The following is a 26,366-nucleotide window of genomic DNA, read 5'->3' on the forward strand; positions in this document are numbered from 1 at the left end:
ATGGAAAACATGACTCCTCTTTATAGGCAATATAAATCTATAAAGAGCAAATTTCCAGACTCTATATTACTTTTTAGATTAGGCGATTTTTATGAAGCCTTTGAAGAAGATGCCAAAATTGTTGCACAAGAATTAGATATTACATTAACTTCTAAAGAGATAGGAAAAGGACAGAGAATTCCAATGGCTGGAGTTCCATACCATGCAGTAGACAGCTATTTGGCAAAATTGGTAAACAAAAAGTATAAGGTGGCAATATGTGAGCAAATGGAAGACCCATCAAAAGCCAAAGGTCTTGTAAAGAGAGAAGTCGTTAGAATTATAACTCCAGGAACAGTCTTAGAAGAGACCATTTTAGATGAGAAAACTAACAATTATCTATCATGCTTATATAGTAAGAGTTCAAATAATATTGGTCTTTCCAGTATAGATATATCTACAGGAGAATTTATCTCAACTCAATGGATTGGAAATGATGCAGAAGAAATTATACTTTCAGAGCTAATTAGATTAAAACCTAAAGAAATTATATTAAATATAGATTTTTCAGAATATCATTACCAATTTTTAGAAGAGATTAAAAAAAGCCTTGATCCTAAGATTGTTTTAATTTCTGAGGAGTATTTTACAAATGCACCAGAGAATAATATAGAAATTGACTTTGATTATGAATTGGCTTTAAAAGCAACGTATGCAGTTTTAAATTACGTAAAAGATGTTATGTTTATAATACCAACCCATATAAAAAAAGTTACATATTATCAACCCCAACAGTACCTAATATTAGATAGCACAGCCATAAAACATTTGGAGCTTTTAGAAACTGTAAGAGAAGGACAAAGAAAGGGAAGTTTGCTATGGGTTTTGGACAAAACAAAAACCTCAATGGGATCAAGACTTTTAAAGAAATGGATCCTTCAACCATTATTAAATATATCTCTCATTAAAGATAGACAATCCGCAATAAAGGAATTTATAGAAAAAGAGAGTTTGAGAAGAGAGTTTGAAAATCTATTAGAATCCTTCCCTGATTTAGAAAGACTTAATTCAAGGATTAATTATAATACCGCATCACCGAAAGAATTGATTTCATTAAAGCAAGCTTTATCCTATCTATCTCCCATAAGAAAACTCATGGAAAAATTAGAATCTAAAAGATTAGTTGAAATGAAAAATGAGCTTCCTAATTTAGAATTTCTATATGAATTATTAGATAAAGCTATTGTAGATTCACCACCCTCTACATTAAAAGAAGGGGGATATATTAAAGATGGATTCTCTAAAGAGCTTGATGAGATTAGAGAAATATTGAAAAATAGTCAGAAATGGCTCATAGATCTGGAAAATAGAGAAAGAATTAAAACAGGAATAAAGTCCCTTAAAATAGGTTATAACCAAGTCTTTGGTTATTATATTGAAGTCACAAAGCCAAACTTAAATTTAGTCCCTGATTATTATATAAGAAAACAAACCTTGACGAATGCTGAAAGATTTATAACTCCTGAACTAAAGGAGTTGGAGAATGAAATCTTAAGAGCTCAAGAAAATGTACAAAAACTTGAGGAGGAGATTTTCAATAATATAAGACAAGAGGTTATTAAATACTCGAATGATATTATGAAATTAGCACAAATAGTCGCGGAAATAGATGTATACATCTCATTAGCAAAATGTGCCTTAGAATATGAATATATATGTCCTCAAATAACTAACGATTATGACATTATAATTAAAAAGGGAAGACATCCAGTTATTGAAAGAATGTTACCGCCTGGTGCCTTTGTACCAAATGATACTTACTTAACAAAAGATAAATTTATTAATTTGATAACTGGACCAAACATGGCAGGAAAATCAACATACATAAGACAAACCGCTCTAATTGTTATTATGGCTCAAATGGGCTCATTTATACCTGCAGAAGAAGCTAAAATAGGAGTTGTAGACAGAATATTTACGAGGATTGGAGCATGGGATGACATATCTTCTGGAGAAAGCACTTTCTTTGTAGAAATGAAGGAAGTAGGGAATATAATTAAGAATGCAAAAGAAAGAAGCCTAATAATTTTAGATGAAGTAGGAAGAGGGACAAGTACCTATGATGGTATAAGTATTGCTTGGGCTGTCGTGGAGTATATTCATAATAAAATAAAAGCAAAGACCCTTTTCGCTACTCACTATCATGAACTTACAGAACTTGAAAATGAACTAAAAGGATTAAAAAATTTAAGTGTTCTTGTACAGGAAAAGGGGAAAGAAGTCATCTTTTTACATAAGATTATAGAAAAGCCAGCAGATAAAAGTTATGGTATCTATGTGGCTCAACTTGCTGAACTTCCCACAGAAATTATTGAAAAAGCATATAAAATTTTGGGACAATTAGAAAAGAAGAGGGAAGCAAGTAAAAAAGAGATAGAGCAATTGCCACTTTTTAGTCTTTATGAGAATAAAAGCGCCATAGAGAAAATTAGAAAGGAAATAGAGGAGCTTGACATAAACAGTCTTACTCCTCTTGATGCCCTTTTAAAACTAAATCAATGGAAAGAGATCCTGAAAAACAATGGGTAAGATTCAAATTTTACCAGAAAATATAAGAAATAAGATTTCTGCAGGAGAAGTTGTAGAAAGACCAGTTTCTGTAGTAAAAGAACTGGTTGAAAATTCAATAGATGCAAAGGCAAAAAAGATAATAATAGAGGTAAATTCTGCAGGAGAAGAGTTAATTGCTGTTACAGACAATGGTGAGGGAATGACTGAGGATGATGCTATCCTTGCTATTAAACCTTTTGCTACAAGCAAGATAAAAACTGAAGAGGACTTAAATTATATAACTACCTTAGGTTTTAGAGGGGAAGCTCTTTCAAGCATTGCAAGTGTTTCAAAAATGGAACTTAGAACAAAAACAGAAAGTAGTCCTGGGGTATATCTTAGAATTGAGGGGGGAGAAATAAAAGATAGTAGACCATGGGAAGGAAAAGTAGGAACTTCTATTAGGGTTTATGACCTATTCTATAACGTTCCAGTAAGAAAGAAATTTCTTAAATCTCCCTTAACAGAGGGAAGATTAATACAGGAATTTATAGAAAGAATCTCTTTGGCTTATCCAGAAATATCTTTTCAGTTTTTTGATGATGGTAAAGAAAAGTTATTTACCTCAGGGAATAATAATGTAGAAGATGTTATTTTGGAAATATTTGGAAAAGAAGTTTTGGAGAATTTAATATTTTTTGAAAAAGAGGAAGGAAATTATAAAATTTATGGATATATATCAAAACCAGGCAAACTTGTTGCAGTTAGAGCTCAAGATATTATATTTCTTAACAGAAGAATAATTAGAAATATTTCAATATCACAAGCCATAAAGAGTGGATATAAACATAGATTAAGAGAAGATTTCTATCCCTTCTCCATAATAAATCTTTTCGTTCCATATGAAGAAGTAGACGTAAATGTTCATCCTACAAAAAGAGAGGTCAAATTCCATAATGAATCAAAAATAATGTCCTTTATATCAAGCTCTATACAAAATGCTTTAGAAAAATACGAAGAAAACTTAAGAAAAATTATTTTACCAAGTAAAGAAGTTAAGGAGGAAAAGGAAGAAATAAAGTTAGATTTCTCAAATAAATATGAAAGTCTGAGTCTTCCTCTTAAAGAATCAGCTACATATGTTGAAAAAACGCCTCATAGATTTTATTCATATTACGATATTAAAATTATTGGTCAAGCCTTCAATAATTACCTGATTTTGGAGTATAAAGATAAATTATTGATCATGGATCAACATGCAGCCCATGAGAGAATTCAATATGAGAATCTCAAAAAGCAAAAGAACACTATAAAAGGAAATGAAATCCTGTTTCCACTAATTATTAAAATCTCACAGATGGAAAAAAAGCTCTTAGAAGAAAAGAAAGAAGTTTTAGAAAAATTTGCCTTTTATTGGGAAGAATTCGGAAAAGATCATATAAGGATTATAAGTCTTCCCAAAGAGATCTCTAAATTGGACAATTACTCCATTGAGATGTTTTTTAGAGAATTAATAGAAGATTTGGGAGAGAAAAATTTGGAAGAGATGGAGGATAAATTAATAAAAACTATAGCCTGTCATAGTGCAATTAGAAGCGGTGAAATATTAATTGATGAAGAAATTTATGCTTTAATTAAAACTATTGTTGAAGAGAAAATACCCCTTGCTTGTCCTCATGGAAGACCAATAATTTGGGAAATAAGTAAAGAAGAATTAGAAAAAAAGTTTCATCGATGAAAATTCCCATAGCTGTAATATTAGGTCCCACAGGAGTAGGTAAGACAAAATTATCCATTAAATTAGCTCCAAAGCTAAGAGCTGAAATAGTTTCTGTGGACTCCATGCAAATTTATAAAGACATGAACATTGGTACCGCAAAGCCAACAGAGGAAGAAAGAAAAAAGATACCTCATCACTTAATTGACATTGTTCCTCCAGAATATCCCTTTACAGTAGCTGAATTTAAAAGTATTGCAGAAAAAACTATAGAGGATATTTTTTCAAGAAGAAAAATACCCCTTCTTGTAGGTGGTACAGCCTTATACTTTAAAGTGCTTTTTGGACATTTTTCTCTTCCTAATATACCTCCAGATTTCGAATTGAGAAAAAAATTGAGAGAAATTATTGAGAAAGAGGGAGAAGAAGTATTACATAAAAAACTCATGGAAATAGATCCTATAGCAGGAAGAAAAATTCATCCTCATGATCACAAAAGGATAATAAGGGCTCTTGAAGTATATCTAAAAACAGGAAAAACAATAAGTGAATTAGCAGGTTCAGAAAATGAGAAATATTTGGCAGTAAAAATAGGTCTTTTTATGCCAAAGGAGCTACACTATAAGATTTTGGAGGAAAGAATAGAAAAAATGATAGATTCGGGTTTAGTTGAAGAAGTAAGGAGTTTGTGGGAGAGAGGTATTGACGAAAATTTTGTCTCAATGCAAGGCATAGGTTACAAAGAAATATTAAAATACTTAAAAGGAATCTACACTCTTGAAGAAGCTAAGGCAGAGATAGTAAAAAGAACAAAACTTTTTGTAAAGAGACAATTCACATGGTTTAAAAAGGATAGCGAAATACATTGGATAGACGTCTCTAAACATGATGAGAATGAATTAGTTAATATGGTGTATGATATAATCATAAAAGAATGGAAGGAAAAAGGATTTGACTACTATAAATTTTGAAGAAAGGCGGTGTTATTAAATGTTTAAAAAAGCAAAAAGAATTGAGAACTTACCACCATATCTTTTTGCAAGAATTGATCAATTAAAAGAATCTGCAATCCAAAAAGGAATTGATGTTATAAGTTTAGGAATAGGAGACCCAGATAACCCAACTCCTCTTCCTGTTGTAGAAAAACTTTGCGAAGAAGCTCTAAAGCCAGAAAATCATAGATATCCTTCTTATGAGGGCTTATATGAATACAGAAAAGCTGTAGCGGATTGGTATAAATATAGATTTGATGTAGATTTGGATCCTAAGAAAGAAGTTTTATCGTTGATTGGATCAAAAGAAGGCTTAGTACATATGTTGTGGGGAGTAGTTGACGAGGGAGATATTGTACTTTGCCCTGATCCTGGATATCCTGTTTATAAAATTGCTACAATTCTATCTGGTGGTATTCCTTATTCCATACCATTGAAGGCAGAGAATAGATTTCTTCCAAAATGGGAAGATTTAGATAGCGAGATTGTTAAAAAAGCAAAAGCAATGTTTCTAAATTATCCAAGTAATCCAACGGGCGCAGTGATGGACTTAAAAGATTTAGAAACTGCAGTAGCTTTTGCAAAAGAAAATGATCTCATTATATTTTATGACAATGCCTATTCAGAGATAACCTTTGATGGTTTTGTTGCACCAAGCATTTTACAAGTAAAAGGGGCAAAGGATATTGCAGTTGAATTTGGCTCCTTATCAAAAACATTTAATATGACGGGTTGGAGGATTGGTTATGCAGTAGGAAATGCAGATTTAATATCTATATTATCAATAGTAAAGACCAATGTAGATTCTGGAGTTTTCCAGGCTATTCAATATGCAGGGATTAAAGCTCTAAATGAATTAAGAGATTTTCCTAAGGAAAGTTGCAAGATTTATCAAAAGAGAAGGGATATGGTTCTTTCTGCTTTTGAAGATCTGGGAGTTCCTATAATCCCACCTAAAGGAACTTTCTATGTGTGGGTACCTGTTCCCGAGGGCTTCACTTCTACTGATTTCTCCGCATTACTTCTTGAGGAAGTAGGAGTTTTAGTAGTACCAGGTATTGGATATGGAGATTATGGGGAAGGTTATATTAGAATTTCAACAACAATAAAGGAAGATAGATTAGTAACAGCTTTAGAGAGAATTAGAAACTTCTTAAGGAGGGACGATTGGAGATCGAAAAAGCCATCCTTGTTGCTAAAGTAGATGATTTTGAGGGATTAGAAGAATTAAAATTACTTTCACAGACAGCTGGAGCCAAAATTGAAGATATTGTTTTTTATAGAAAGGGATCTATAAATCCTGCGTATCTTATCAGTGAGGGAAAGGTAAAAGAACTTTCTGAAAAAGTTCTAAGATTACATTGCGACGTAGTTATATTTAATGAAGACCTAACTCCTACGCAACTTAGAAATTTAGAAAGGGAGATCCTATGCAAAATTGTTGACAGGACCACATTAATTTTAGATATTTTTGCACAGCATGCCCACACAAAGGAAGGAAAAATACAGGTGGAACTTGCTCAACTCGAGTATCTATTACCAAGACTTGTAGGGAGGGGGGAGGTCTTTTCCCGTTTAGGAGGAGGAATTGGTACAAGAGGTCCAGGAGAGACTAAACTTGAAATTGATAGGAGAAAAATAAGAGATAGAATCCATTTTTTGAAAAAAGAATTGGAGGAAGTTAAAAAGGAAAGAGATATTCAAAGAAAAAACAGAAAAGATATATATAAAGTTGCTCTTGTGGGATATACAAATGTTGGAAAGTCATCCTTATTCAATCTTCTAACAAAATCTAATGTAAAAGTAGAAAATAAACTTTTTGCTACATTAGATCCAACTGTAAGAAAAGTAAGATTGGAAAATAATTGGGAGTTTCTTGTAATTGATACGGTAGGGTTTATTAAAAATCTTCCACCTCCTTTAATGACTGCTTTTAGAGCAACATTAGAAGAGGTTGTATACGTTGATTTAATTGTACATGTAATAGATATATCTAATCCAAACTTTGAAAAACAAGTGGAAGTTGTTGAAAGTTTGCTTGAAGATATTGGAGTAGAAAATAAAACCATTATTAGAGCATACAATAAAATTGATTTACTATCAAAAGAGGAGTTGTCATTTCTTAAAAAGTCTTTAGATTTTAGACCAGGAGTTTTCATATCTGTACTTAAAAATATTGGTATTGATAAATTAAAAAACTTGATAGTAAAAAATCTTTTAAAAGGGACAAGACGCTATATTTTAAATATTAGTTATGATTCCTGGATAGACTTTCAGAAGTATTCAAATAGGATCTACATAGAGAAACAGGAATTTAACGAAAGAGAAGCTAAAGTAATAGCAAGGGTTCCTAAGGAATATAAAAAATATTGCAGTAAATATATAAAAAGGGAAGAAAAATTTGGAGTCTTTTAGGATGAGATCAAAGGTACTTTTATAGTAATAACTGTACCAATTCCAAGCTTGCTCCAAATTTTTAAAGAAAAGTTATCATTATATATTAATCTTAATCTTTCATAAGTATTAATTAATCCAATGTGTTCTGAAAAATCATTATTGCTATTAAGTCTAAAATTAATTTCTTCAAGCTTTTCTCTACTCATTCCAATACCATTATCTATTACTACTACTTTTAATGCGTTATTATCAATCTCCATTATTTTTATTTTGATGCCACACTTTCTCTCACTTGGTTTAATTCCATGATAAATAGCATTCTCTATTAATGGCTGAAAAAGGAGCTTCATTATCTTCTTATCTAATACACTCTCTTTGTATTGCCACTTAACATAAAACTTATCTTTGTATCTTGCTTTCGCTATATTTATATAACATTTTGTGTTTTCTATCTCCTCTTTAACTGAGATAAGGGTTTTAGGATTACTTAGAGAATATTTTAGGATGGTCGCTAAATTTTCAATCATTTCCGTTATCTCATTGGGTTCCCCGGTAAGGGCTAAGGTCTTCAAATATAAAAGCTCCAAAGTATTAAATAAAAAATGGGGATTCATTTGAGACTGCAAAGCTAATAATTCTAATGCTTGCAATTTCGTTTTTAAATAGTGCTGTTCTATAAAATTTCTCACAATATTATACATAATATAGCCATACTCATCATTTGGAGTTAAGGATACATCAGGTAATGACTTATTTGAAGTTGCTGAATTTATAATGTCAATAATCTTCTTTATACTTCCATAATTTATCTTTGCTATTACATATGAGGTAAAAAGTGCAACAATTAGAAATACTAATAGTAAAATTGAAATTAACTTCAATAGTTTTAAAGGGACATTATAAAGATATTTATTGGGAATTATTGAAAGATAGCTTATATTGTAAGCGTCAGATTTTAGTTCAGTTATCAAATAGTTTTTATTCTCTTTCACATACTTTGAATAAAGATCCTTTTCATCCTCATCTAAATTTGAGCATAGAATATTTTTGTTTTCATCTAACACAAAAATCACTTGTTCCGGAAAAAAAGTAGATAAATTAAGCAGATTTTTTATATAGTTCAAATACAGGTTAACCACAATAACACCTTCATCTACTTTTGAAAATGCGGGCTTTATTTTTCTATATAATGTTAAAACCTCAATTGGATTTTCTAAGAAATTATATGGGTTGATTCTTCTTCTTTCTATCCAAATTAACTCACTTTTATTATTTTTAAAATTCTTAAACCAATCTTTATCAAAGTAATTATCAACTTTAGTAATCCCATCAGGTGTAACTATAAAGTTTTGGTTAGAATTCTCGAAATATACATAAATAGAATATATATAGGGTTTTGAATAGGAAATTGAGTTTAATATACTTTTTATGCTCTCAAGCTCTAACACATCTTCCAACTTATATATGTTAGCATTTAGGATCCTTCTTAGTCTTAATGCAGTATCTTTGTTAATCCCAAATATCATATATAAATAATCAACTTCGTTTAGTATAAGCTCCAGGTTATTTTTATTTTGAGAAAGAAGAGTCAAAGCATTCTTATTGATCTCGTTTTTAATATATTGTTCAATCAAAACATAAGACAAAAACCCAAAAACAATGATAATAACAACTGGCAAAATAGATATTAAGGCAAAATTTTTTAAAAATATCTTACTTCTTTGTACTTTCATTTAAATGTGAAAATCCACTTGGCGATTTCCAAAATATTTCTTAAAAGCTCTTGTAAAGTTTTTTGGATTTTTATATCCTACCATTTCTCCTATCTCATATATTCTATATATTGGTATTTTCAAAAGCTCCATAGCCTTCTTCATCCTGATTTCCGTTAAGTAATCGGAAAAAGTTCTTCCTGTTTTTTGTTTGAATAATCTACTTAGGTAATATGGGTTCATATAAACTAATTTGGCAGCGGACTCTAAAGTAGCTTCTTTATAATTATGCTCAACATATTCTTTTACGATACCAATCACTTTATCTACATTATTCAAATCTGTTAGTTTGTTTTCTTCTAAGGAATTTGAATATTCTAATTTATTGGTTCTTTCATTATCAAGTTCTTTTTTAATAATTGTAAATATTTCTATGATCTCATTGTATCTTGCTGGTTTTGTTATATAATATCTTACACCGTATTTCATACCTTTTTGCGCATATTCAAATTCCTGATAACCACTAATAAAAACAACCTTCATAGGAAATTTATAGGTATATATAACATGTGCCAAATCAATTCCAGACATAAAAGGCATTTTAATATCGCAAAGAACCACATCTACAGAATTTTTCATTAAAAAATCCAGTGCCTGTTTTCCATTTTCAAAGAGACCTACAACTTTAAATCCAAGCTTTTCCCAAGGAAAACATTTACATAATCCTTCTCTTATTTCATTTTCATCTTCCACTATTATTAAACTGTACATACAATATTATTTTATCCCTTAATACCTGTGGTTGCTATACCTTCAACAAAGTATTTTTGAGCAGAGAAAAAGATCAATGTACATGGAATCAAAGAAATGACAGTCATTGCCATAATTTGATTCCAATTTACCTCTGTAGTACTATCAATACACATTCTTAGACCTAAAGAAACTGTATATTTGTCTACACTGTTAATATAAATAAGAGGATTTAGAAAATCATTCCATGTCCATATAAATTGAAATATAGCCATTGATATAATAGCAGTCTTAGAAAGAGGTACAATAATCCTTAATAATATTTGTAAAGAGTTACATCCATCTATTTTTGCAGCCTCTTCAACCTCTTTTGGAAGTGTTCTCATGAATTGGATCATCATAAACACAAAGAAGGGTGTTACAGCAAAAAGGGATGGTATAATAAAGGGTTTATAACTATTTAACCATCCGAAAGAATTGAAAAGTATATATCTTGGAACCAAATTTACAACATCAGGTAACATTAAAGTAGCAATTAAAACACCAAACATTACATTTTTCAATGGAAAGTTAAATCGTGAGAATCCATATGCAACAAAGGTAGATGAAATTATAGTAAATAAAACAGTAGGAATGACCAGAATAAATGAGTTCAACATAAATCTACCAAATGTATACTGACCAGTCCCTTGCCATCCTTTAATATAAGAGTCAGTTACAATTTCATGAGGAATTAAGCTAAAAGATGTAAAAATCTCTCTGTTTGGCTTAAAAGAAGCAGAAAATACCCATAGTAAAGGATAAATCATTAAAAAGCCAAATGTTGTTATAAAGAAATATTTTAAAAATAAAATAATTTTTTTCTTCATTCTAAAATCCTCCCTCTTCATATTCATAGTATGTCCAATACTGGGATGATTTAAAAATTAAAGCGGTAAAAATAAGTATAACAATAAATTGGATCCATGATAGGGCAGAGGCATATCCCATTCTAAAGTATCTAAAGGCATTGTCATATATATGCATACTTAGTAGATATGTTGAATTTACAGGTCCTCCTCCTGTAATAATAAAAGGTCCTGTAAATTCTTGGAATGCATTAATACTCTGCATCACTAAATTAAAAAAAAGAATAGGAGATACCATTGGTAAAGTTATCTTTGTAAAAATTTTAAACCTTGATGCTCCATCAACTAATGCTGAATCAATCAATTCGGAAGGAATCTCTTTGAGTCTTGCTAAAAATAGTACCATAGAGGAGCCAAATTGCCATACTGCTAATAAACTAACTGTAAATAATGCAATTTTTGGATCTCCAAGCCAACTTATTGGTCCTAAACCAAAAAATTTTAGAATGTTATTAATAACTCCATCTTTCATGAATAAAAACCTCCATATGAAAGAGACAGCTACGCTTCCTGCAAAAATAGATGGTAAATAATAAATTGTTCTATACATGCTTATTCCTTTAAGTTTCGAATTTAAAATAAGTGCAACAAAAAAAGCAAAAGCTAATTTTAAAGGTACAGTTATAACAACATACTTTAAAGAATTTAGAAGTGATTTAATAAACAGTTCATCCTTAGTAAAAATATAGATGAAATTATATAGACCATTAAATCTTGGGGGACGTATCATACTAAAATCAGAAAAAGAATAAACAAATGACATTATAAATGGATATAGTTTGAATATTAAAAAACCAATTATCCAAGGTAATACATATAAAAGACCAATCAATTGTTTTTTATTATATTTTTTCAAATTTATTCACCTCCAAGTTTTAAATAAGAGGGGAGCTACTTATGTAGCTCCCTTTTAATTAATTTTCAATTATTTTGTGGATTGTAGTCTCTTTATTTCAGCAAGTCTTTGCTCATATAGGGTTATTAATTTTTCAGCTGCCTGTGCAGGAGTAAGCTGTCTATATCCTAATTCTTGAATCACATCAGTAGAAATTTTCTCAATCTCTTGGTTTTGAGAAATAGCATTTTCCGGCTTTGCAGCTCTTTTCATGGCTTCATTAGTAACCTTTGATAAAACGGGGTCAATCTTATTTTCCTTTGAAAGGGCATATCTTGCTAAAGAACTTGCAGGTATTCCTCTCACATCTCCTAATATTAATGCAGCCTCCCTATCATTTAGTAGCCAATTAATAAACTTAACAGCTTCATTTACATATTTAGAATACTTATAAACTGCAAATAATTGGGAAGGTCTTACTACTATAGCAGTACTTTTTGCATTCTTATGAACTGGTGGAAGAGTTAAGGATAAGCTTGGAACAACTGCCTTATTTGCAGGATAGGTTGATGCCCAATTCCACAATATTCCAAGTTCTCCTTTTATCCACTTTGGATTTTGTTCTGGTTTACCATGAAAAGGAGCACTTTCCTCAAAAGGTTGAATACCTCCAACTTTAAATAGTTTGTCCATATATTCGAAAGCTTCTGTTAGAATATTCTTATCAAATCCTAAAGTATAGTCATCATTTATCCAATTACCACCGGTTTTTTGTAAAATATAAGCTTTTAGCATGTAGTAACAGACTGTAGGATCAAAGTTTAGTAAATAATAGTTTTTATCCATCTTATGAACTTTTTCTGCAGTTTCTAATAGATTATCCCAAGTCCAAACTGTATTTTCATTTATTCCAAATTTTTTGAAGAAATCTCTGTTATACTGTAAAACTGAGCAGTTAACACCTGTTGGAAGTCCTACTAATTTATCTCCTACATAACACCAATTATTTAAAAAGTTTTGATCAAAAGCTTTAATGTTTAATCCCTTAACAGTCTTTAAATCAACAAAGAAGTCTCCCTGGGCAAACAATTCGCCGAGCCAAGTAACATCAATTTGAACCACATCAGGTGCTGTTTTACCAACAAGTTGAGTTATTAATTTTTGCAAATATCCAGTTACTCCTCCATATTCTGCAGTTATTTTTACATAAGGATATTTCTTCATATATGCATCAATAGCAGATAATGTAGCTTTATGTCTTGCTTCGCCTCCCCACCACATAAACCTCAGATTTACCTGTTCTTTTGCTACTGCGTTACCATTGAAAAATATCAAAATAGAAATAATAAGGGAAAGGAAAAGAATAGAGGCTCTTTTTGATTTTTTAGACATAAAAATTCCTCCTCTCTCTATTTTTTAGGCTCCTATTTATAGCTTATATTAAGAGTGGAAGAGGAGAAAGGATTTGAATTTTACAAAAGGTATCAAAATTTTACTTTTTAATCATTATAATTTTGAAAATAATTCAACCATAAGTTTTCCGTTTGGTAGCATTCCTGTATCATTATTAAAAAATATGTATACTTTTTGAGGGGAAATTTTCTTTATTTTATTGACATATTCCTTAAGCTCTTCTTCTGAGTAAACATACGAATACCACTTTTCTTTTCCATGGAATCTTACATATAAAGAAGAGGTGGTTAAAATTAAATCATCTGGAAGGGTAGGGGCATTTACAGAAACAAAGGTTATTTTATTTTCTCTTAGTTTTTCATATATTTCTTCTTTGAACCAATCTTTATCCCTTGGTTCAAAAGCAAATCTTTCTCCTAATGAAGTGAACTTTGCAAAGTCAATAACCCTATCAAGATTTTCTGACCTAAAGCTTGGAGGCATTTGAAATAAATAAAAGTCAATAAAATTATCTAATGGTTCAAAATAACCTTTAAATTTTTGCCAATCTCCCTTTGCTTGTTCATTTAACTTATGTATATGAGTGATGGATCTATGAACTTTTATAACAAATCTTAATCTATCTCCAAATTTTGACCAAGATTTTATATAACTTTCAAAAGGAAAGCGATAAAACGTTGAATTCACCTCAACGGCATTAAAAGGTGTGTTATCAACATACCATTGAAGATTTTTCTTCGGATTCCAAAAGTAACTCCATCCAGAAGTGCCAATATAAACTTGCATATTTTAATTATAACATTTTTTGAAATAAATTTTTCCACTTTTCAACTTCCGATAATGTTTATTATGTTAAGTTATTATGTTAAGTTAAAATTAACTTAATAGTTATAATTTTTCTAACATTGTGGTATAATAGCTTAAAGGAAAGATTGGAAGGGGGAGCTTATAATATGAAAATCCATAAAAGAGAAAAAGGTGATTTATCCATTATAACTGCAATTACCTTTGCTTTTCTTTTGACTTCTTTAGTATTTTTATTTCTAACTTCTTCGGTAGAAGAGAATTTTTTTGTTAGAAGAGACCAGGCTAAAGATCAAGTAATGATAATTTAGCTAATAATATAGCTACTATTTACGATGCAACAAAACAAGTTGACCCTACCACCTCTTATACTATAATTTCTTATTCCTTTTCCTTAGCGTAATACACTACTAATTTAACTGGTATAACAACATGGGTCTCATATACCTATGTTTATACAATCACATCAAGAGGTTATAAGACATCCCCACCCCTTCTTTCTCTTACTATTACAACCTCTGGAAAAATTGAGGGAAGTGTATACATAGAAAATTTTGCAAGATTTGCACTTTTTACAAATATTCACTTAATGGAGGATGGTACAAGAGTTTGGTTTACGAGTAATACGAGATTTAATGGACCAGTTCATTCAAACGGTGAGCTTTCCTTTGCCTATACACCTACTTTCTTAGATGAAGTATCATCATATTCAACAACTGCATGGTTCTATAATAACGGTAATAATAAACGACTAAGTGCGGATAGTAATCCCCCTTATGACACCCCAATATTTGCAAAAGGATTTAAAAGAGGTGCAACATACATAAATATGCCTACTGTTACATATACCCAAGTTGCTGCTACTTTAGGTATGCCAAATGCAAATATACAAAACGATAATCAAATGTATCAAACAATAAGAAGTGCCTTAGGGTTACCCTCAGGAACAACCCCTCCACCTAATGGAATATACACTCAAACCATTTTAAATGGTGGAGGTATATTTGTACAAGGTGATGCATCAATTAATTTTGGTATAGATTCCCAAGGAAGAGCAGTTTATACAATTACACAAGGTTCTACAACATATGTATTCACCATAGATAGAGCCAATAATAGAACATATGTAAATACTGGTACAAATACCATTACAATTAATGCTATTCCTAATGGAATGATTTATGTAAACGGAAATATAACTGGAATTAGTGGATTGATTCAAAAGGATGAACAACTAACAGTCACTGCAAACGGTAGTATTACTATTACCAACGATATAATTTACCAAGAAATATCAGATCAAAGCTATTATAATACCTATACTTCTCTCACACAAACCCTTACTCAACAGGGTAGATATTACTCATCTGTATCATACAATCCTAATGCTCAAAATGTACTCGGATTATTGGCAAGAAGTGGAAATATTATAATTAATCCACCTCAAAATGTTGGAAATAATATTAAATATACTCATCCCTTTATAACTGCAGTTTTAATGGCTCCAAGTGGAGTTGTAAAAGTCCAAGATTATAATACAAGACCTGAGGCAGGACAGGTCCACCTATTAGGTGGAATAATATCAAACAGGTACGGTGCTTTTGGTACCTTTAGTGGTACTTCAAATAGTACAGGTTTTGGAAGAGATTTTTACTATGATTATCGCATGAGATCAGGTTTTTCTCCTCCCTACTTCCCAACTACAGGAAGAACGATGCTCCAAGAGGGGACAGTAAATAATCCAAAATGGCTAAATGTAGAAAAATGGGAGGAGAAATGGGAATAAAATGAGAAAGTTAAAACTTATAGATATAATTTTAATAATCCTTGCAATCATAATATTAGTTATTGCTTTTACGAATAAAGCTCCTAATAAAAGTAAAAAAATAGAGAGCATTAAAGTAGAGGAGGATTTAAATAAGGAATCTAATAATATAAATATTAATGATATTGAGGAGCCTAAAGAAGAACCACCAAAAACTTTAGATACTTATGAGGAAAGAGTAAAAAAGATGTATGAGCTCTTGCCTCTTTTAATTAAGGATTTAACAACTCAAAATCCAAGTTCAGAAGTAGTGGCAAAAAAAATTAAAATTAGGATATATTATGCAAACTCTCAAGGTGATTATGTTGATACAAATTTTCATAAAGAACCACCAGGCTCTGGATATATAAAAAGATTTGAAAATCCATTAGCAGAACTTTCGGAGGTTATTGAAAGACCATGGTAAAAAGGATAAAGGGAATCACTTTAGTTGAATTATTGATATCCATAACAGTATTTTCTATCTTACTTCTTATATTATCCCAAGTATGGATAAGCATACAGAGAGATACCTTTATTCAAAAGACTGATATTGAGCTTGAAAGGAGTCTATCAAACGTTATTACAAATTTAAGATCCTCTATTCAAAGGGCAATAGTAATATATACTCCTGGAATGACAATCTCTATTAATGATACATCAGGAAGCAAATACAGTGTAGGAAATTATTCTTTTGATACAAGTACCCAAGGAATTGTTTTAGTTTCTCCAATAACTAATAATAATTATAGATTTGATATTTTTGTAGTGAGATCAAGAACAGGCTCTCTTTATGATCCTGCAAATCCAAATGCAAAAATACTTTTATATTATTCAAAAGTAATTTCCTGGACCCCCAACTATAACCAAGGAAACATAACAAATTTTGTTAAAAACTTCACCTTTACATCCTCAGAATCTCCAAAGGTACTTGCGGATTACATAGCCAGTAATGGCTTTAAATACAAATACCTTTATTTAGATTCTCAATCAGGCACTTATAGCTTTTTTGAATTAACAAGTGCAACATATACTCCTGGAAAGAAGGTTCAGCAATTAGAAGTTAGTATAAAACTTCAAAAAAGGTGGGGACAATTTATAAGAGAAAAGAGCACTACTTTAAGATTTTCCCCAATTACATTTTAATATTAAATATTTTTCCTTTTTTATCTCTAAAAATGATCATACCTTTAGTTTCGTCAATCTTTTCTATTTTATAATCCCCTACTCTATCCCCTTCTCCACAAACAATGCTTTTGTCCTCATTTTTTGACTCTAATATAGCAAGCAAAGTTTTCTCACTTTTTAATATCCCCCTTAGATAATAAGGTAGTTCTTTTGACTCCTCCCTTTTTTCTATATAGATTACTCCCTCCTGCTTTAAGGTTGGTTTAGGTTCTTCTCTTGAAATCTCCTCTTTAACTAATGGCAAGAAAGGATTTGCTCTTCCTAATTTTAAACTTTTTATATCCACAAATTCACTTTCTACAAAGCTTGATAATGTACTATCTTTTTCTTTATCGGTTTTATCTTGGATGTAAGATACAGGTTTTGCTGGAATAGGTTCAATTTTGTATATAATTTCATCCTGTTTCAACAAGGTATAAGTATTTAAGGCTATTGATAAGGAAGAAGCTATTAATATTAGTCCACCCCAAACCTTTTGTCTCATTTTTATTCCCCCTCTAAAAGATAAATTTCAATTTTTCCTTGGAAGTTAAGAGTTCCATTATCATCCACAAGACTCATTCTATAATTTGTAAATCTTATAGGATAATTTTGTAGTTCTAAATCCTGAAAGAATGTCATAAAATCTTGATATTTTCCAATAAACTGGAAATTTACAGGTATCTTTTTAACCTTGAAGGGAAAAGATGGAGGAAGATCTTGAACCTCTACTCCCTCTTCAGGTGTAATTGAGAAGGACACTATATTATGCTTTTTAAGGAGAATAGAAAGCTCCTTAAGAAATATTGAAAAGCTTTTTTTATCAAAAATCCTTCTTCTACCTTCCAACATGAGATTTTCTCTTTCCTTTGAGAGCATGTTTAGAATATCTTTTAGTTTGCTAAGCTCCTCAATACTATTTGTTAACTCTAATCTCATTTCTTTTACCAAGCTTTCCTCCTTCTTAAGAGACGAATACGATGGATATAGAAAAAGTACTACGCCTAATATGAGGACTATAAAAAAAATCAAGACATCTATTCTTTCTCTCATTTAATCACTCCCACAATTCTAAAGTTTTGAATAGACTTATTTCCAATATTAACGAGGCTTGAATTTTGCAAATTAACATCCTTAAAAATTTTAGAGTAGGTTAATGCAATCATGAAATCCGCAACCCCTTCACTATCCAAACTATAACCCTCAAAAAGTATTTTATTATCATTGTTAAACTCTAAGTTTGAGAGCCAAACCTTAACTGGAGTTATTCTACTTAAATCTCTAAGAAAATATGATGGTGAGATAAGTCTATTTTCATCTAATTCCTTAATCCAATTTTCCAATCCTTTATTTAAAGAAATTCTCTCTTCTACAGTTTTTCTTAACCATCCTATCTCCGCTCTTCTCTCATTTAGATTCTGCTCTAAATATATTCTCTCCTTTTTAATATCTCTTATTCTGAGATTTAAATACATATTTCCAGAAAGAACAATTATCAAAGCCAAAGCTCCAGCCAAAACAGACCTTAATAAAACTTCCCTTTCAATTTTTAAACCTACTTTCTCCCTTCCAATAATATTAATAGTAGGAATTGATGGGATTTTTTGATTTGCCAAAAGCACTCCCATATTTCCCAGCCACAAATTCTGATTTACAGTTAAAGGAATATTAGAGAAGTTTTCGGAAAGGTAGGAACTTAAAGGGATAAATTTTTCCTCTTCCCCAATAACTATTATCTCATCCAGCAAAAAAGAAGTAGAAATATAAGTTTTTATTTCATCTATCCATGAAAGAAGAGTTGAATTTATTGGAGAGCTTTCTAAAAGAAGATCTGAAGTACCAATACTTAAATTGTATAAATTATACAAATTCCCTTTTTGGAAAAGATAAATATCTGTAACATCATTTCCTAAAAATATGATTGCAATATTCTTTGAGAAGTCATAATTTTCTAAGGTAAGTCCTCTTATAAAGGAAAGAGATGAAATTTCCATATACTTTAAGTTTAACGATAACCTTTCAGAAAGTTCTTTCCAAAATTTTACAATGGATTTTGGATAAGTTACAACCAATGCCTTTATTTTATCTTTTTCAGAAGGAAGGAGAGAAAAAGAAAGATCCATATCTTTTTCTCTAAAGGAGTAGAATTCCTCAAGCTCATCTATAATATTTTCTCTTAATTCCTTAATAGGCATGGTTGGAAATTCCATAACTCTCAACATGAAATCTTTCGTCTCTAAGGTTAAATATAAATCCTTCTCTTTTACATTATTTTTCTCCAACTCCTCTTTTATAATATTAGAGATCTTTTCGCCCTCTCCCCTACTTCCAAAATCTACAGAGAAAAGATCTATTGCAAAAGATTTTTCAATCTTGAAATTTTTCTTTTGAAAAGAACCTTCTAAAACTTTTATTCTTCCATTTGCAAAATGAAAGCTAAGCATCTTTACTCCTCACTCCATAAAGTTATATTAATAATATAAGGGGTATATGTTCCACTTCTTTGACCTTCTATTCTTAATGTTCTTGACCAAACACCTACTGTACCAGTAGATACAATTTCAAAAGTTGGAGAATACCAAAAAAAGGAGACAGTATATCTTCCTAAAGAACCTGTTTCAGTAACATTTGCTGATATAGTGAAGGAAGTAGGATTATCAGTCCAAATAGCACTACAAATACCAATCTCTGCTCCTCCCTCTGCAATATATAGAGCCTGTTTTTCTCCTATTTGGGCTCCCACCTTTCTTATATTTTGCTCCCAAATACTAAGAACCCCAGCCATAACTAAGCTGAGTATAACAAATATTAATAAAACTGCAATAATAATTTGACCTGATTTCATGGCGAAGGAGGTAGACAATAGACTGTAATTTGAGATACTCTATAATTTGTATATGTACAACTACCCCAATTTGATGGATCCTGAGATGCTCCTTCAATTGATTTCCTTAAAAGTGAGAAATAATCATTTCCAGAATGAAATCCTCCCCATGTGGAAGTATATTGAACTATATCTACAACTCTATTAATTGTATTTTTAACCTCAACAGTATCACCTTTATTATTTAGAATCGCCCCATTACTACCTAAACCATCACTATTCGTCTCAAGAACAATTGTATTATTTGGAATATTATAATGAGATGGAAGATTTGAACCATTAGCACCTATTAAGGCGCACCAACCAGGAGGAAGATTAAAACTTCCTGACCTTACACTACTTATTATATTCCCATTAACCTTCCAATTTTGTAGATTTATTGTATATGTTGTTCCATTATAAATTTTAATAAATTCCATATAAGCCTCCTTTGGATTATTACTATTTTTATCCTTTGGGGGAAGATCATACATAATTTCTGTAATAAATATAGAATAAGTGACGGGAACAATTTCTGATCTCATACTTATGTATGTAGAATATTTCTTTTCATTATCCATTACTACAGTAATAGATAAGGTTCTTATGGCGGATGCCAAGGTTGTATAGGTTCCTTGGGCATCAAGACCTACAAATCTTAGCTCTTTAATAGGTCCTGCCTGAATTTCATTATCTACAGTGAAATAATACTTTCCATTGTATAAAGTATAGGAATATGAAACAGAATCTCCTGATGAAAGATTCAAGGTTAAATACCCAAGGGTTTGAGTAGATGGACTTATATCTAATACTTGAGAGCCCTGTCTTATCTCCCTTGTTAATCTATCAAAAATGATCTGAACATTTGAAAGCCTTTCTTCCTCTTCAAACTTTGCATTATATATATCAAAAACCCTTGGAAGAATATTTACAAGGAGCAAAGCCAATAAAGCTAATATAGAGACAGCAGTGAGGATCTCAATAAATGTAAATCCCCTCTTCATTTTTATCTTCTCCTTGATATTATTGAAACAAGTATACTTCTCTCCTCACCGGAATCTAAAATACCATTATTATTTGTATCTTCCCCTACTTTAACTGTCACCTGTTTTAGCTTATCAGTTAACGTTGGATCAGGTAAAATCGTATAAGTTAACGTCGTATATGTTATTGAATATAAATAATTTGTCCAGCCCTCAGAAGAAAAATTTCCAGATAATGTAAAGCTTGCTGTCCAATTATTTATTATTGCCTTCCTATACTCTTCAAGCTTTTTTTCTGCCAAAATTAATGCTTGACTTTCTGCGGTTATTAATGAATCTTCTATTAATATATTTGAAATTCCCATCCAAAAATAAGTAAGAATTAAACTTAATAATAAAATAGAGACAAGAACTTCTATAAGGGTAAATCCCCTTTTCATGGGACATTTACCTCAATAAATCCTTTTTTGTTTACATTAATCCAAGAAGTATAAGTATTTAGAGTAATAGTTATGGTAACAGAATCTGTAAGATCTCCATCATTAAACTCTATTGTATTATCAGATGTAAAAATTCTTCCCTCTGTAAAAGTCCCTGAAAGTGTTCTTCCTAAATCATCCATAAAAGTATAAGATGTATAGACATTTGGAAGAAAAACATGGGGAATAAAAGTTAAAGTAGAAGTTGCATGAAGTAAAATAGATCTTTGCCTTACATATCTTAAATCTTCTTTAAGTTTATTTGTAAAATTTCTAATGAGAAGTAAATCATCAGAACTACTTCTAAAGGAAGTATAGGCAATAAAGAATACTACTACCAAAATTCCAACCGCAATTATCACTTCCAATAAAGTAAACCCATTTCTCATAGCTATATTTTAACAAATTTTAAAATTTAAATCAAAAAAATTGAAATTTTACTCAAACCCAACCTTTCCATTCCTATTAAATTTTATGATTCTTTTTCCAAGATATGTGGAGACTGTAATTTCTCCCTCAGGATATAAATTTCCATTTTCAAAATAAAAAGTGTAAGTATTTGTAGGGCTTGTTATTTTTATGCCAGAGGGAACAAGCTGGGGAAGAAGATATGATTTTTTGGAATTTTCTCCATAAATCCAATAATAAAGAGCGGATTTATATTTTGGTGAATATTCAAAGCTATAAACTATCTTTTCCTGCTTTAAAATAGAAAGCTCCAAGGCGTATCTTGCATTTATAATAATATCATGAGAAATAATAAAGGCTTGAGCTCTTAGAAGGATGAAAATATGAATAAGCATGTATAAAAGAAGAGTAAGGATAGATATTAGAATAATATAGATGATTACTCTATCAATCTTTTGGAGACTATCTTTTAAAATTTTTAATTTCTCTCTCAATTTTTTATCTAAAAATTTTTAAAAGAAAAAGCCCCGAAGGATTTCCTTCGGGGCAAGAATTTTTAAAAGTTTTATGGTTTGTAATAATCTAAACTATAAGAGTTTCCTGTTTTTGTATAGTTTAATATATGTGGATTATTTTCATCGGGAGTTATATTATTATCTACAGTATAATATTTATCATTATATGGACAACGAGGACGCTCTGCAAAATATGTAGTATCTTGCAAAAAAGCATTAAATGCAGCAGCATCTGCAGGATACGAACCGGTTTTATTTCTATAATACTCTAAACTAGTTTGAATAATAGCTATATTTGCTCTATGGGCGTTCTTCTTTGCATCATCAACTGCTTCAAAATATCTTGGTAGTGCAATTGCTGCTATTATTCCTAAAATAGCGATCACTACTAAAAGTTCTAATAGGGAGAATCCTTTGCTTCCCTTCACTTAATTCACCTCCTTTCTTTTAGAATTATTTTACTTTTCAAATTATATCACAAACTATTTCTTTTACAAAGAACTTTTCCTTCTTTTAAAATATTACTAAATAAAATCTTTTCTTCTTTTGTAATTACAATTATGTCCACTGCAATTTTTAATTGTTCTGAGAAGAATTTGAAATAGGGCTTAATCCTCAGAATAAAATCTTCCTCCTTCTTTTCCTTTTCAACTATTAATAAGTCCACATCAGAAAGCCCATGAAAGTCTCCTCTTGCAAGAGAGCCAAAGAGAATTATCTCATCAATATTGGGAAAAAGCTCCATTGCAGTTTTGCATGATTCTTCCAACTTTTTAAAAAGCTCTTCTTTATCTAAATAAATGGCTTTCACAGAACCTGATGATATTACTCGCCTCACTTATTGCCTCCTGAGCTTTTGATCTATTAAAATAATCTGCAGGTTTTCCAGATACAAAACCGTTTGGATATCTCGTTGAGATATAGAAGATATCTAAAAATTGGGCAGATTCTTTTATTTTTTCTGGTATCTCTATATGATCTTTTAAAAGTTCCAACATTTCTGTTAATGAATGTCCCCATAATTCATATCCAATTTTTAGACCTAAAGCTTTAATAATTTTTTCCGCTGATTGCTGGGCAGAAAAACATGCCCACTCATAAAAACCATTCTCCATATCCAACTTTGCTTTTTCTAAATCTCTAATACCTTGCTCATACCAGTCTTTCCATCTACTTTTCATCCATCTCTCACCTATCGTCTAAAGAGTCTTACCATATTAAACATGGGTAGGTACATAGAAAGAGCTATAAAGAATACAATTCCACCAAGAACCAGAGTGATGAGAGGCTCAATGAGAGAAGTCAATCTTTTTGTTTGATTGTCAAGCTCTCTTTGAGAAAATTTTGAGTATTCCTCAAGCATTTCATCCACTCTTCCACTTCTCTCCCCTACTCCAACCATTCTTACAAGCATAGGGGTAAACATCTCCTCCTCTGCCATTGCTTCAGAAAGACTCCTTCCTTCCATTATAGCTCTATAAATTCTTTTAAGTCCATCTGCAAAGTATAGGTTTCCTACAACATCCTGAAGAATTTCCAAGGAGTGGGTAACAAGAATTCCACTGGAAAGGAGAATGGCAAAAGTAGATGCAAATCTTGTTAAAATTAACTGTCTCCACATTTTACCAATTCTGGGTATGTTTAGCTTTTTCTCATCCCACCATCTTTTCACTTTTGGATTTGAAAGTAAAATTCTTGTAAGAATAAAAAGTCCTATAAAAATAATGAATAAAAATAGGATATTGTTTTTTACAAAGGCACTTATTCCTAAAAGCATTCTTGTGGGAAGTGGAAGAGGGACATTCATCCTTCCATAAATTCTTTGGAAGGTTGGAACTACAAAGGTTAAAAGAAAGATTACAACACCAATTGCAGCAATAATTACTATGGTAGGATAGGTTAATGCGGATTTTATTTTCTCTCTTAATTCATGCTGTGAGTCAAAATACCTTGCAAGTCTATCAAGCATTATGTCTAAGCTTCCTGTTACCTCTCCAGTCCTCACAAGACTTATAAAGATGTTTGGAAATACATTTGGAAATCTACTTAAAGCCTCAGAGAGACTTTCTCCACCATCTATACTTAACCTAACTTGTCTTAATACTTCCTTGAAATATTCGTTATCTGTTTGTTGGGCTAAAGTTATTAAAGCATCAGTTAATAATATTCCTGATCTTAAAAGGGTTGCAAATTGAGAGGTAAAAATTACAAGCTCTGGTAGAGTAACCTTTTTGCTAACAGTTAATGTTTTCCAAAATGAAGATTCTTTTTTTAATGATATTACATATAATCTCTGTCTTCTAATAAGTCTTCTTGCATCTCTCTCCGATTCTGCCTCAATAATACCTTTTAGTATTCTTCCTTGAGGGTCCTTCGCTGTATATTCAAAGCGAGGCAAAGCTAATCACCTTCCCAATAGATCACCCTCTTTGCCTCCTCAAAGGTAGTTATACCAGAAAGTACTTTTTCTCTTGCATTATAAAATAGAGTGCGCATTCCCTCCTCTTCCGCTCTCTCCTTCAATTCATCTAAGGATGCTCTTTTAACTATTAATTCCCTTATCCCTCTTGTAATTCTTAAAATTTCAAATACTCCAGTTCTTCCTGAAAACCCGGTATAATTACAAAGAACACATCCCTTTCCTCTATAAAGTTTTAATGGAGTGTCTAAAATTTTTGTTAATCTTAGCTCTTCAATCTCTTCCCTTTCCGCTATATACTCTTCCTTACAGGATAGACAAATAGTTCTTACCAATCTTTGGGCAACCACTCCAAGAAGGGATGATGCAATCAAGAAAGGCTCAACTCCCATTTGCATAAGACGAGCAATGGCGGAGACTGCATCATTGGCATGGAAGGTGGAAAGTACCAAATGACCAGTAAGAGCTGCCTCAATAGATGTATTCAAAGTTTCTGCATCTCTTATCTCACCCACCATAATAATGTTTGGGTCCAATCTTAAAATACTTCTAAGTCCTGTAGCAAAATCTATGTTTATTCTTGGCTGAACCTGTATTTGGTTTATTCCTGGAATTTCATATTCTACGGGATCCTCTAAAGTAATTATATTAACTGAAGGTTTATTTAATACATTCAATGCGGCGTATAAGGTTGTGGTTTTTCCAGAACCTGTAGGTCCTGTTACTAAAATAAGTCCAAATGGCTTAATTATAAGACTTTCAAAGATAGCAAGATCTTGAGGAGACATTCCCAATCTATCCAATTCTATTAAAACCTTAGTTTTATCTAAAAGTCTTATTACTACCATCTCACCATGGGATGCTCCAACACTTGCTACCCTTAGATCAAATATCTTATTCTCATATCTATATGTGGCTCTTCCATCTTGAGGTCTTCTTTTTTCTGCAATGTCCATTCCTGCCATAACCTTTATTCTACTTACTACCGCATCCTGAAGTTCCTTTGGGATGCTCATTATATCAAAGAGTATACCATCTATTCTGTATCTTACCTTCATATCCTTTTCTTGTGGGTCCAAATGAATATCACTTGCATTCCTTATTATAGCTTCGTTAATAATTGAGGAAACCAGTCTTACTACAGGTGCCTCCTCTATCTCTACAACAGGAGGAGCCTCAACAATGGTTTCTACAGGTCTTCTTGCTTGTAAGTTTTGGATTACCTCTTTTGTTGTTTTATCCAAGGAAAAAACTTGAGAGAGGATTTGATTAAATTCTCTCTCTGTAATTAAAAAGAGTTTTATTGGGGACCTAACAATTCTTCTTATCTCATTAAGGGCATTAGGGTCAAGAGGGGGAACAATAGCAACATGAATTAATCCCCCCTCTCTCTTTATAGGCAAAAATTTATACCTTCTCAAAAGATTCTCTGGATATGATGAGATGAGTTTTTCATCAATGGAGAGGGAAGAAAGGGGAATATATGGAATTTCACTCTGTAATTCTAAGACTTTTCCAATATCTTCAGGTTTTACATATCCTCTCTCAATAAGAATTTGACCAAGTCTTGCTCCTGTTTTTTTCTGCTCCTCAAGAGCTTTTTCCAATTGCTCCTTGGTTATCAATCCAAGCTCCAAAAGATATTCACCAAGAGGTTTTTTATCTTTCATA

26 protein-coding genes and 1 pseudogene are annotated in these 26,366 nt (G+C 31.2%); 8 read left to right on the forward strand and 19 right to left on the reverse strand.

Annotated features, from left to right (window positions below; genetic code table 11):
- Genes CBR30_00925 through hflX form a run of 5 tightly spaced genes read left to right on the forward strand, consistent with a single transcriptional unit; the run spans position 1 to position 7,653 of the window.
- Positions 1-2,568 (forward strand): DNA mismatch repair protein MutS, encoded by a 2,568-nt coding sequence (locus CBR30_00925; GenBank protein PMQ02250.1) that lies wholly within the window; start codon positions 1-3, stop codon positions 2,566-2,568.
- Entirely contained in the window at positions 2,561-4,267 is a 1,707-nt protein-coding gene (locus CBR30_00930; protein ID PMQ02251.1) for a DNA mismatch repair protein MutL, read from the forward strand. The genes CBR30_00925 and CBR30_00930 overlap by 8 nt, the downstream gene beginning before the upstream one ends.
- The gene (locus CBR30_00935; GenBank protein PMQ02252.1) at positions 4,264-5,217 is read left to right on the forward strand and encodes a tRNA (adenosine(37)-N6)-dimethylallyltransferase MiaA; all 954 of its coding nucleotides are present in this window, start codon (positions 4,264-4,266) and stop codon (positions 5,215-5,217) included. The genes CBR30_00930 and CBR30_00935 overlap by 4 nt, the downstream gene beginning before the upstream one ends.
- 19 nt (positions 5,218-5,236) lie before the next feature.
- Positions 5,237-6,442, forward strand: coding sequence for an LL-diaminopimelate aminotransferase (locus tag CBR30_00940; GenBank protein PMQ02253.1), 1,206 nt, complete (start codon positions 5,237-5,239; stop codon positions 6,440-6,442).
- Positions 6,406-7,653: a GTPase HflX gene (gene hflX / locus CBR30_00945; GenBank protein PMQ02254.1), complete on the forward strand. Its 1,248-nt coding sequence runs from the start codon at positions 6,406-6,408 to the stop codon at positions 7,651-7,653. The genes CBR30_00940 and hflX overlap by 37 nt, the downstream gene beginning before the upstream one ends.
- Here the strand turns inward: hflX and CBR30_00950 are convergent.
- From CBR30_00950 to CBR30_00975, 6 genes are all read right to left on the reverse strand, one after another.
- On the reverse strand, positions 7,650-9,368 hold the full coding sequence (locus CBR30_00950) for a histidine kinase (GenBank protein PMQ02255.1): 1,719 nt from the start codon (positions 9,366-9,368) through the stop codon (positions 7,650-7,652). The two genes, hflX and CBR30_00950, sit on opposite strands and share 4 nt — an antisense overlap.
- Positions 9,369-10,118, reverse strand: a complete 750-nt coding sequence (locus CBR30_00955; protein ID PMQ02256.1) for a DNA-binding response regulator — start codon at positions 10,116-10,118, stop codon at positions 9,369-9,371.
- Between the two features lie 11 nt (positions 10,119-10,129).
- Positions 10,130-10,987 (reverse strand): sugar ABC transporter permease, encoded by an 858-nt coding sequence (locus CBR30_00960; protein ID PMQ02257.1) that lies wholly within the window; start codon positions 10,985-10,987, stop codon positions 10,130-10,132.
- A complete protein-coding gene (locus CBR30_00965; GenBank protein ID PMQ02540.1) occupies positions 10,968-11,768 on the reverse strand; it encodes an ABC transporter permease in 801 nt (266 codons plus the stop codon). The genes CBR30_00960 and CBR30_00965 overlap by 20 nt, the downstream gene beginning before the upstream one ends.
- A gap of 162 nt (positions 11,769-11,930) precedes the next feature.
- The gene (locus CBR30_00970) at positions 11,931-13,232 is read right to left on the reverse strand and encodes an ABC transporter substrate-binding protein (protein ID PMQ02258.1); all 1,302 of its coding nucleotides are present in this window, start codon (positions 13,230-13,232) and stop codon (positions 11,931-11,933) included.
- Between the two features lie 114 nt (positions 13,233-13,346).
- Positions 13,347-14,039, reverse strand: a complete 693-nt coding sequence (locus CBR30_00975) for a hypothetical protein (GenBank protein ID PMQ02259.1) — start codon at positions 14,037-14,039, stop codon at positions 13,347-13,349.
- 167 nt (positions 14,040-14,206) lie between these two features.
- On the opposite strand from CBR30_00975, the pseudogene CBR30_00980 reads away from it, so the two are divergent.
- From CBR30_00980 to CBR30_00990, 3 genes and pseudogenes are all read left to right on the forward strand, one after another.
- Positions 14,207-15,843 (forward strand): annotated as a pseudogene (locus CBR30_00980) (DUF4900 domain-containing protein).
- A 1-nt stretch (position 15,844) separates the two neighbouring features.
- Entirely contained in the window at positions 15,845-16,288 is a 444-nt protein-coding gene (locus CBR30_00985; GenBank protein ID PMQ02260.1) for a hypothetical protein, read from the forward strand.
- Positions 16,282-17,007 carry a hypothetical protein gene (locus tag CBR30_00990; protein ID PMQ02261.1) on the forward strand — a complete coding sequence of 242 codons (726 nt, stop codon included), beginning with the start codon at positions 16,282-16,284 and terminating at the stop codon, positions 17,005-17,007. The genes CBR30_00985 and CBR30_00990 overlap by 7 nt, the downstream gene beginning before the upstream one ends.
- On the opposite strand, the gene CBR30_00995 is transcribed toward CBR30_00990, so the two are convergent.
- The 13 genes from CBR30_00995 to CBR30_01055 form a co-directional block, all read right to left on the reverse strand.
- Entirely contained in the window at positions 16,997-17,533 is a 537-nt protein-coding gene (locus CBR30_00995; GenBank protein PMQ02262.1) for a hypothetical protein, read from the reverse strand. The genes CBR30_00990 and CBR30_00995 overlap by 11 nt on opposite strands.
- 2 nt (positions 17,534-17,535) lie before the next feature.
- Positions 17,536-18,081 (reverse strand): hypothetical protein, encoded by a 546-nt coding sequence (locus CBR30_01000; GenBank protein PMQ02263.1) that lies wholly within the window; start codon positions 18,079-18,081, stop codon positions 17,536-17,538.
- Entirely contained in the window at positions 18,078-19,472 is a 1,395-nt protein-coding gene (locus CBR30_01005) for a hypothetical protein (protein PMQ02264.1), read from the reverse strand. The genes CBR30_01000 and CBR30_01005 overlap by 4 nt, the downstream gene beginning before the upstream one ends.
- Before the next feature lie 2 nt (positions 19,473-19,474).
- Entirely contained in the window at positions 19,475-19,873 is a 399-nt protein-coding gene (locus CBR30_01010; protein ID PMQ02265.1) for a hypothetical protein, read from the reverse strand.
- Positions 19,870-20,895 (reverse strand): hypothetical protein, encoded by a 1,026-nt coding sequence (locus tag CBR30_01015; protein ID PMQ02266.1) that lies wholly within the window; start codon positions 20,893-20,895, stop codon positions 19,870-19,872. The genes CBR30_01010 and CBR30_01015 overlap by 4 nt, the downstream gene beginning before the upstream one ends.
- A gap of 2 nt (positions 20,896-20,897) precedes the next feature.
- On the reverse strand, positions 20,898-21,314 hold the full coding sequence (locus CBR30_01020; GenBank protein ID PMQ02267.1) for a prepilin-type cleavage/methylation domain-containing protein: 417 nt from the start codon (positions 21,312-21,314) through the stop codon (positions 20,898-20,900).
- Positions 21,311-21,742, reverse strand: a complete 432-nt coding sequence (locus tag CBR30_01025) for a prepilin-type cleavage/methylation domain-containing protein (GenBank protein PMQ02268.1) — start codon at positions 21,740-21,742, stop codon at positions 21,311-21,313. Before CBR30_01025 ends, CBR30_01020 begins: the two co-directional genes overlap by 4 nt.
- A gap of 48 nt (positions 21,743-21,790) precedes the next feature.
- Positions 21,791-22,237: a hypothetical protein gene (locus CBR30_01030; protein PMQ02541.1), complete on the reverse strand. Its 447-nt coding sequence runs from the start codon at positions 22,235-22,237 to the stop codon at positions 21,791-21,793.
- Between the two features lie 89 nt (positions 22,238-22,326).
- Entirely contained in the window at positions 22,327-22,704 is a 378-nt protein-coding gene (locus tag CBR30_01035) for a prepilin-type cleavage/methylation domain-containing protein (GenBank protein ID PMQ02269.1), read from the reverse strand.
- 47 nt (positions 22,705-22,751) lie between these two features.
- Positions 22,752-23,087 (reverse strand): DNA polymerase III subunit beta, encoded by a 336-nt coding sequence (locus CBR30_01040; GenBank protein ID PMQ02270.1) that lies wholly within the window; start codon positions 23,085-23,087, stop codon positions 22,752-22,754.
- Positions 23,065-23,457, reverse strand: a complete 393-nt coding sequence (locus CBR30_01045) for a DNA-binding protein (GenBank protein ID PMQ02271.1) — start codon at positions 23,455-23,457, stop codon at positions 23,065-23,067. The genes CBR30_01040 and CBR30_01045 overlap by 23 nt, the downstream gene beginning before the upstream one ends.
- A gap of 11 nt (positions 23,458-23,468) precedes the next feature.
- A complete protein-coding gene (locus CBR30_01050; protein PMQ02272.1) occupies positions 23,469-24,674 on the reverse strand; it encodes a general secretion pathway protein GspF in 1,206 nt (401 codons plus the stop codon).
- Between the two features lie 2 nt (positions 24,675-24,676).
- Entirely contained in the window at positions 24,677-26,365 is a 1,689-nt protein-coding gene (locus tag CBR30_01055; protein PMQ02273.1) for a pilus assembly protein PilB, read from the reverse strand.
- Position 26,366 lies beyond the last annotated feature (1 nt).

The organism is Dictyoglomus sp. NZ13-RE01, assembly GCA_002878375.1.
GTDB lineage: Bacteria > Dictyoglomota > Dictyoglomia > Dictyoglomales > Dictyoglomaceae > NZ13-RE01.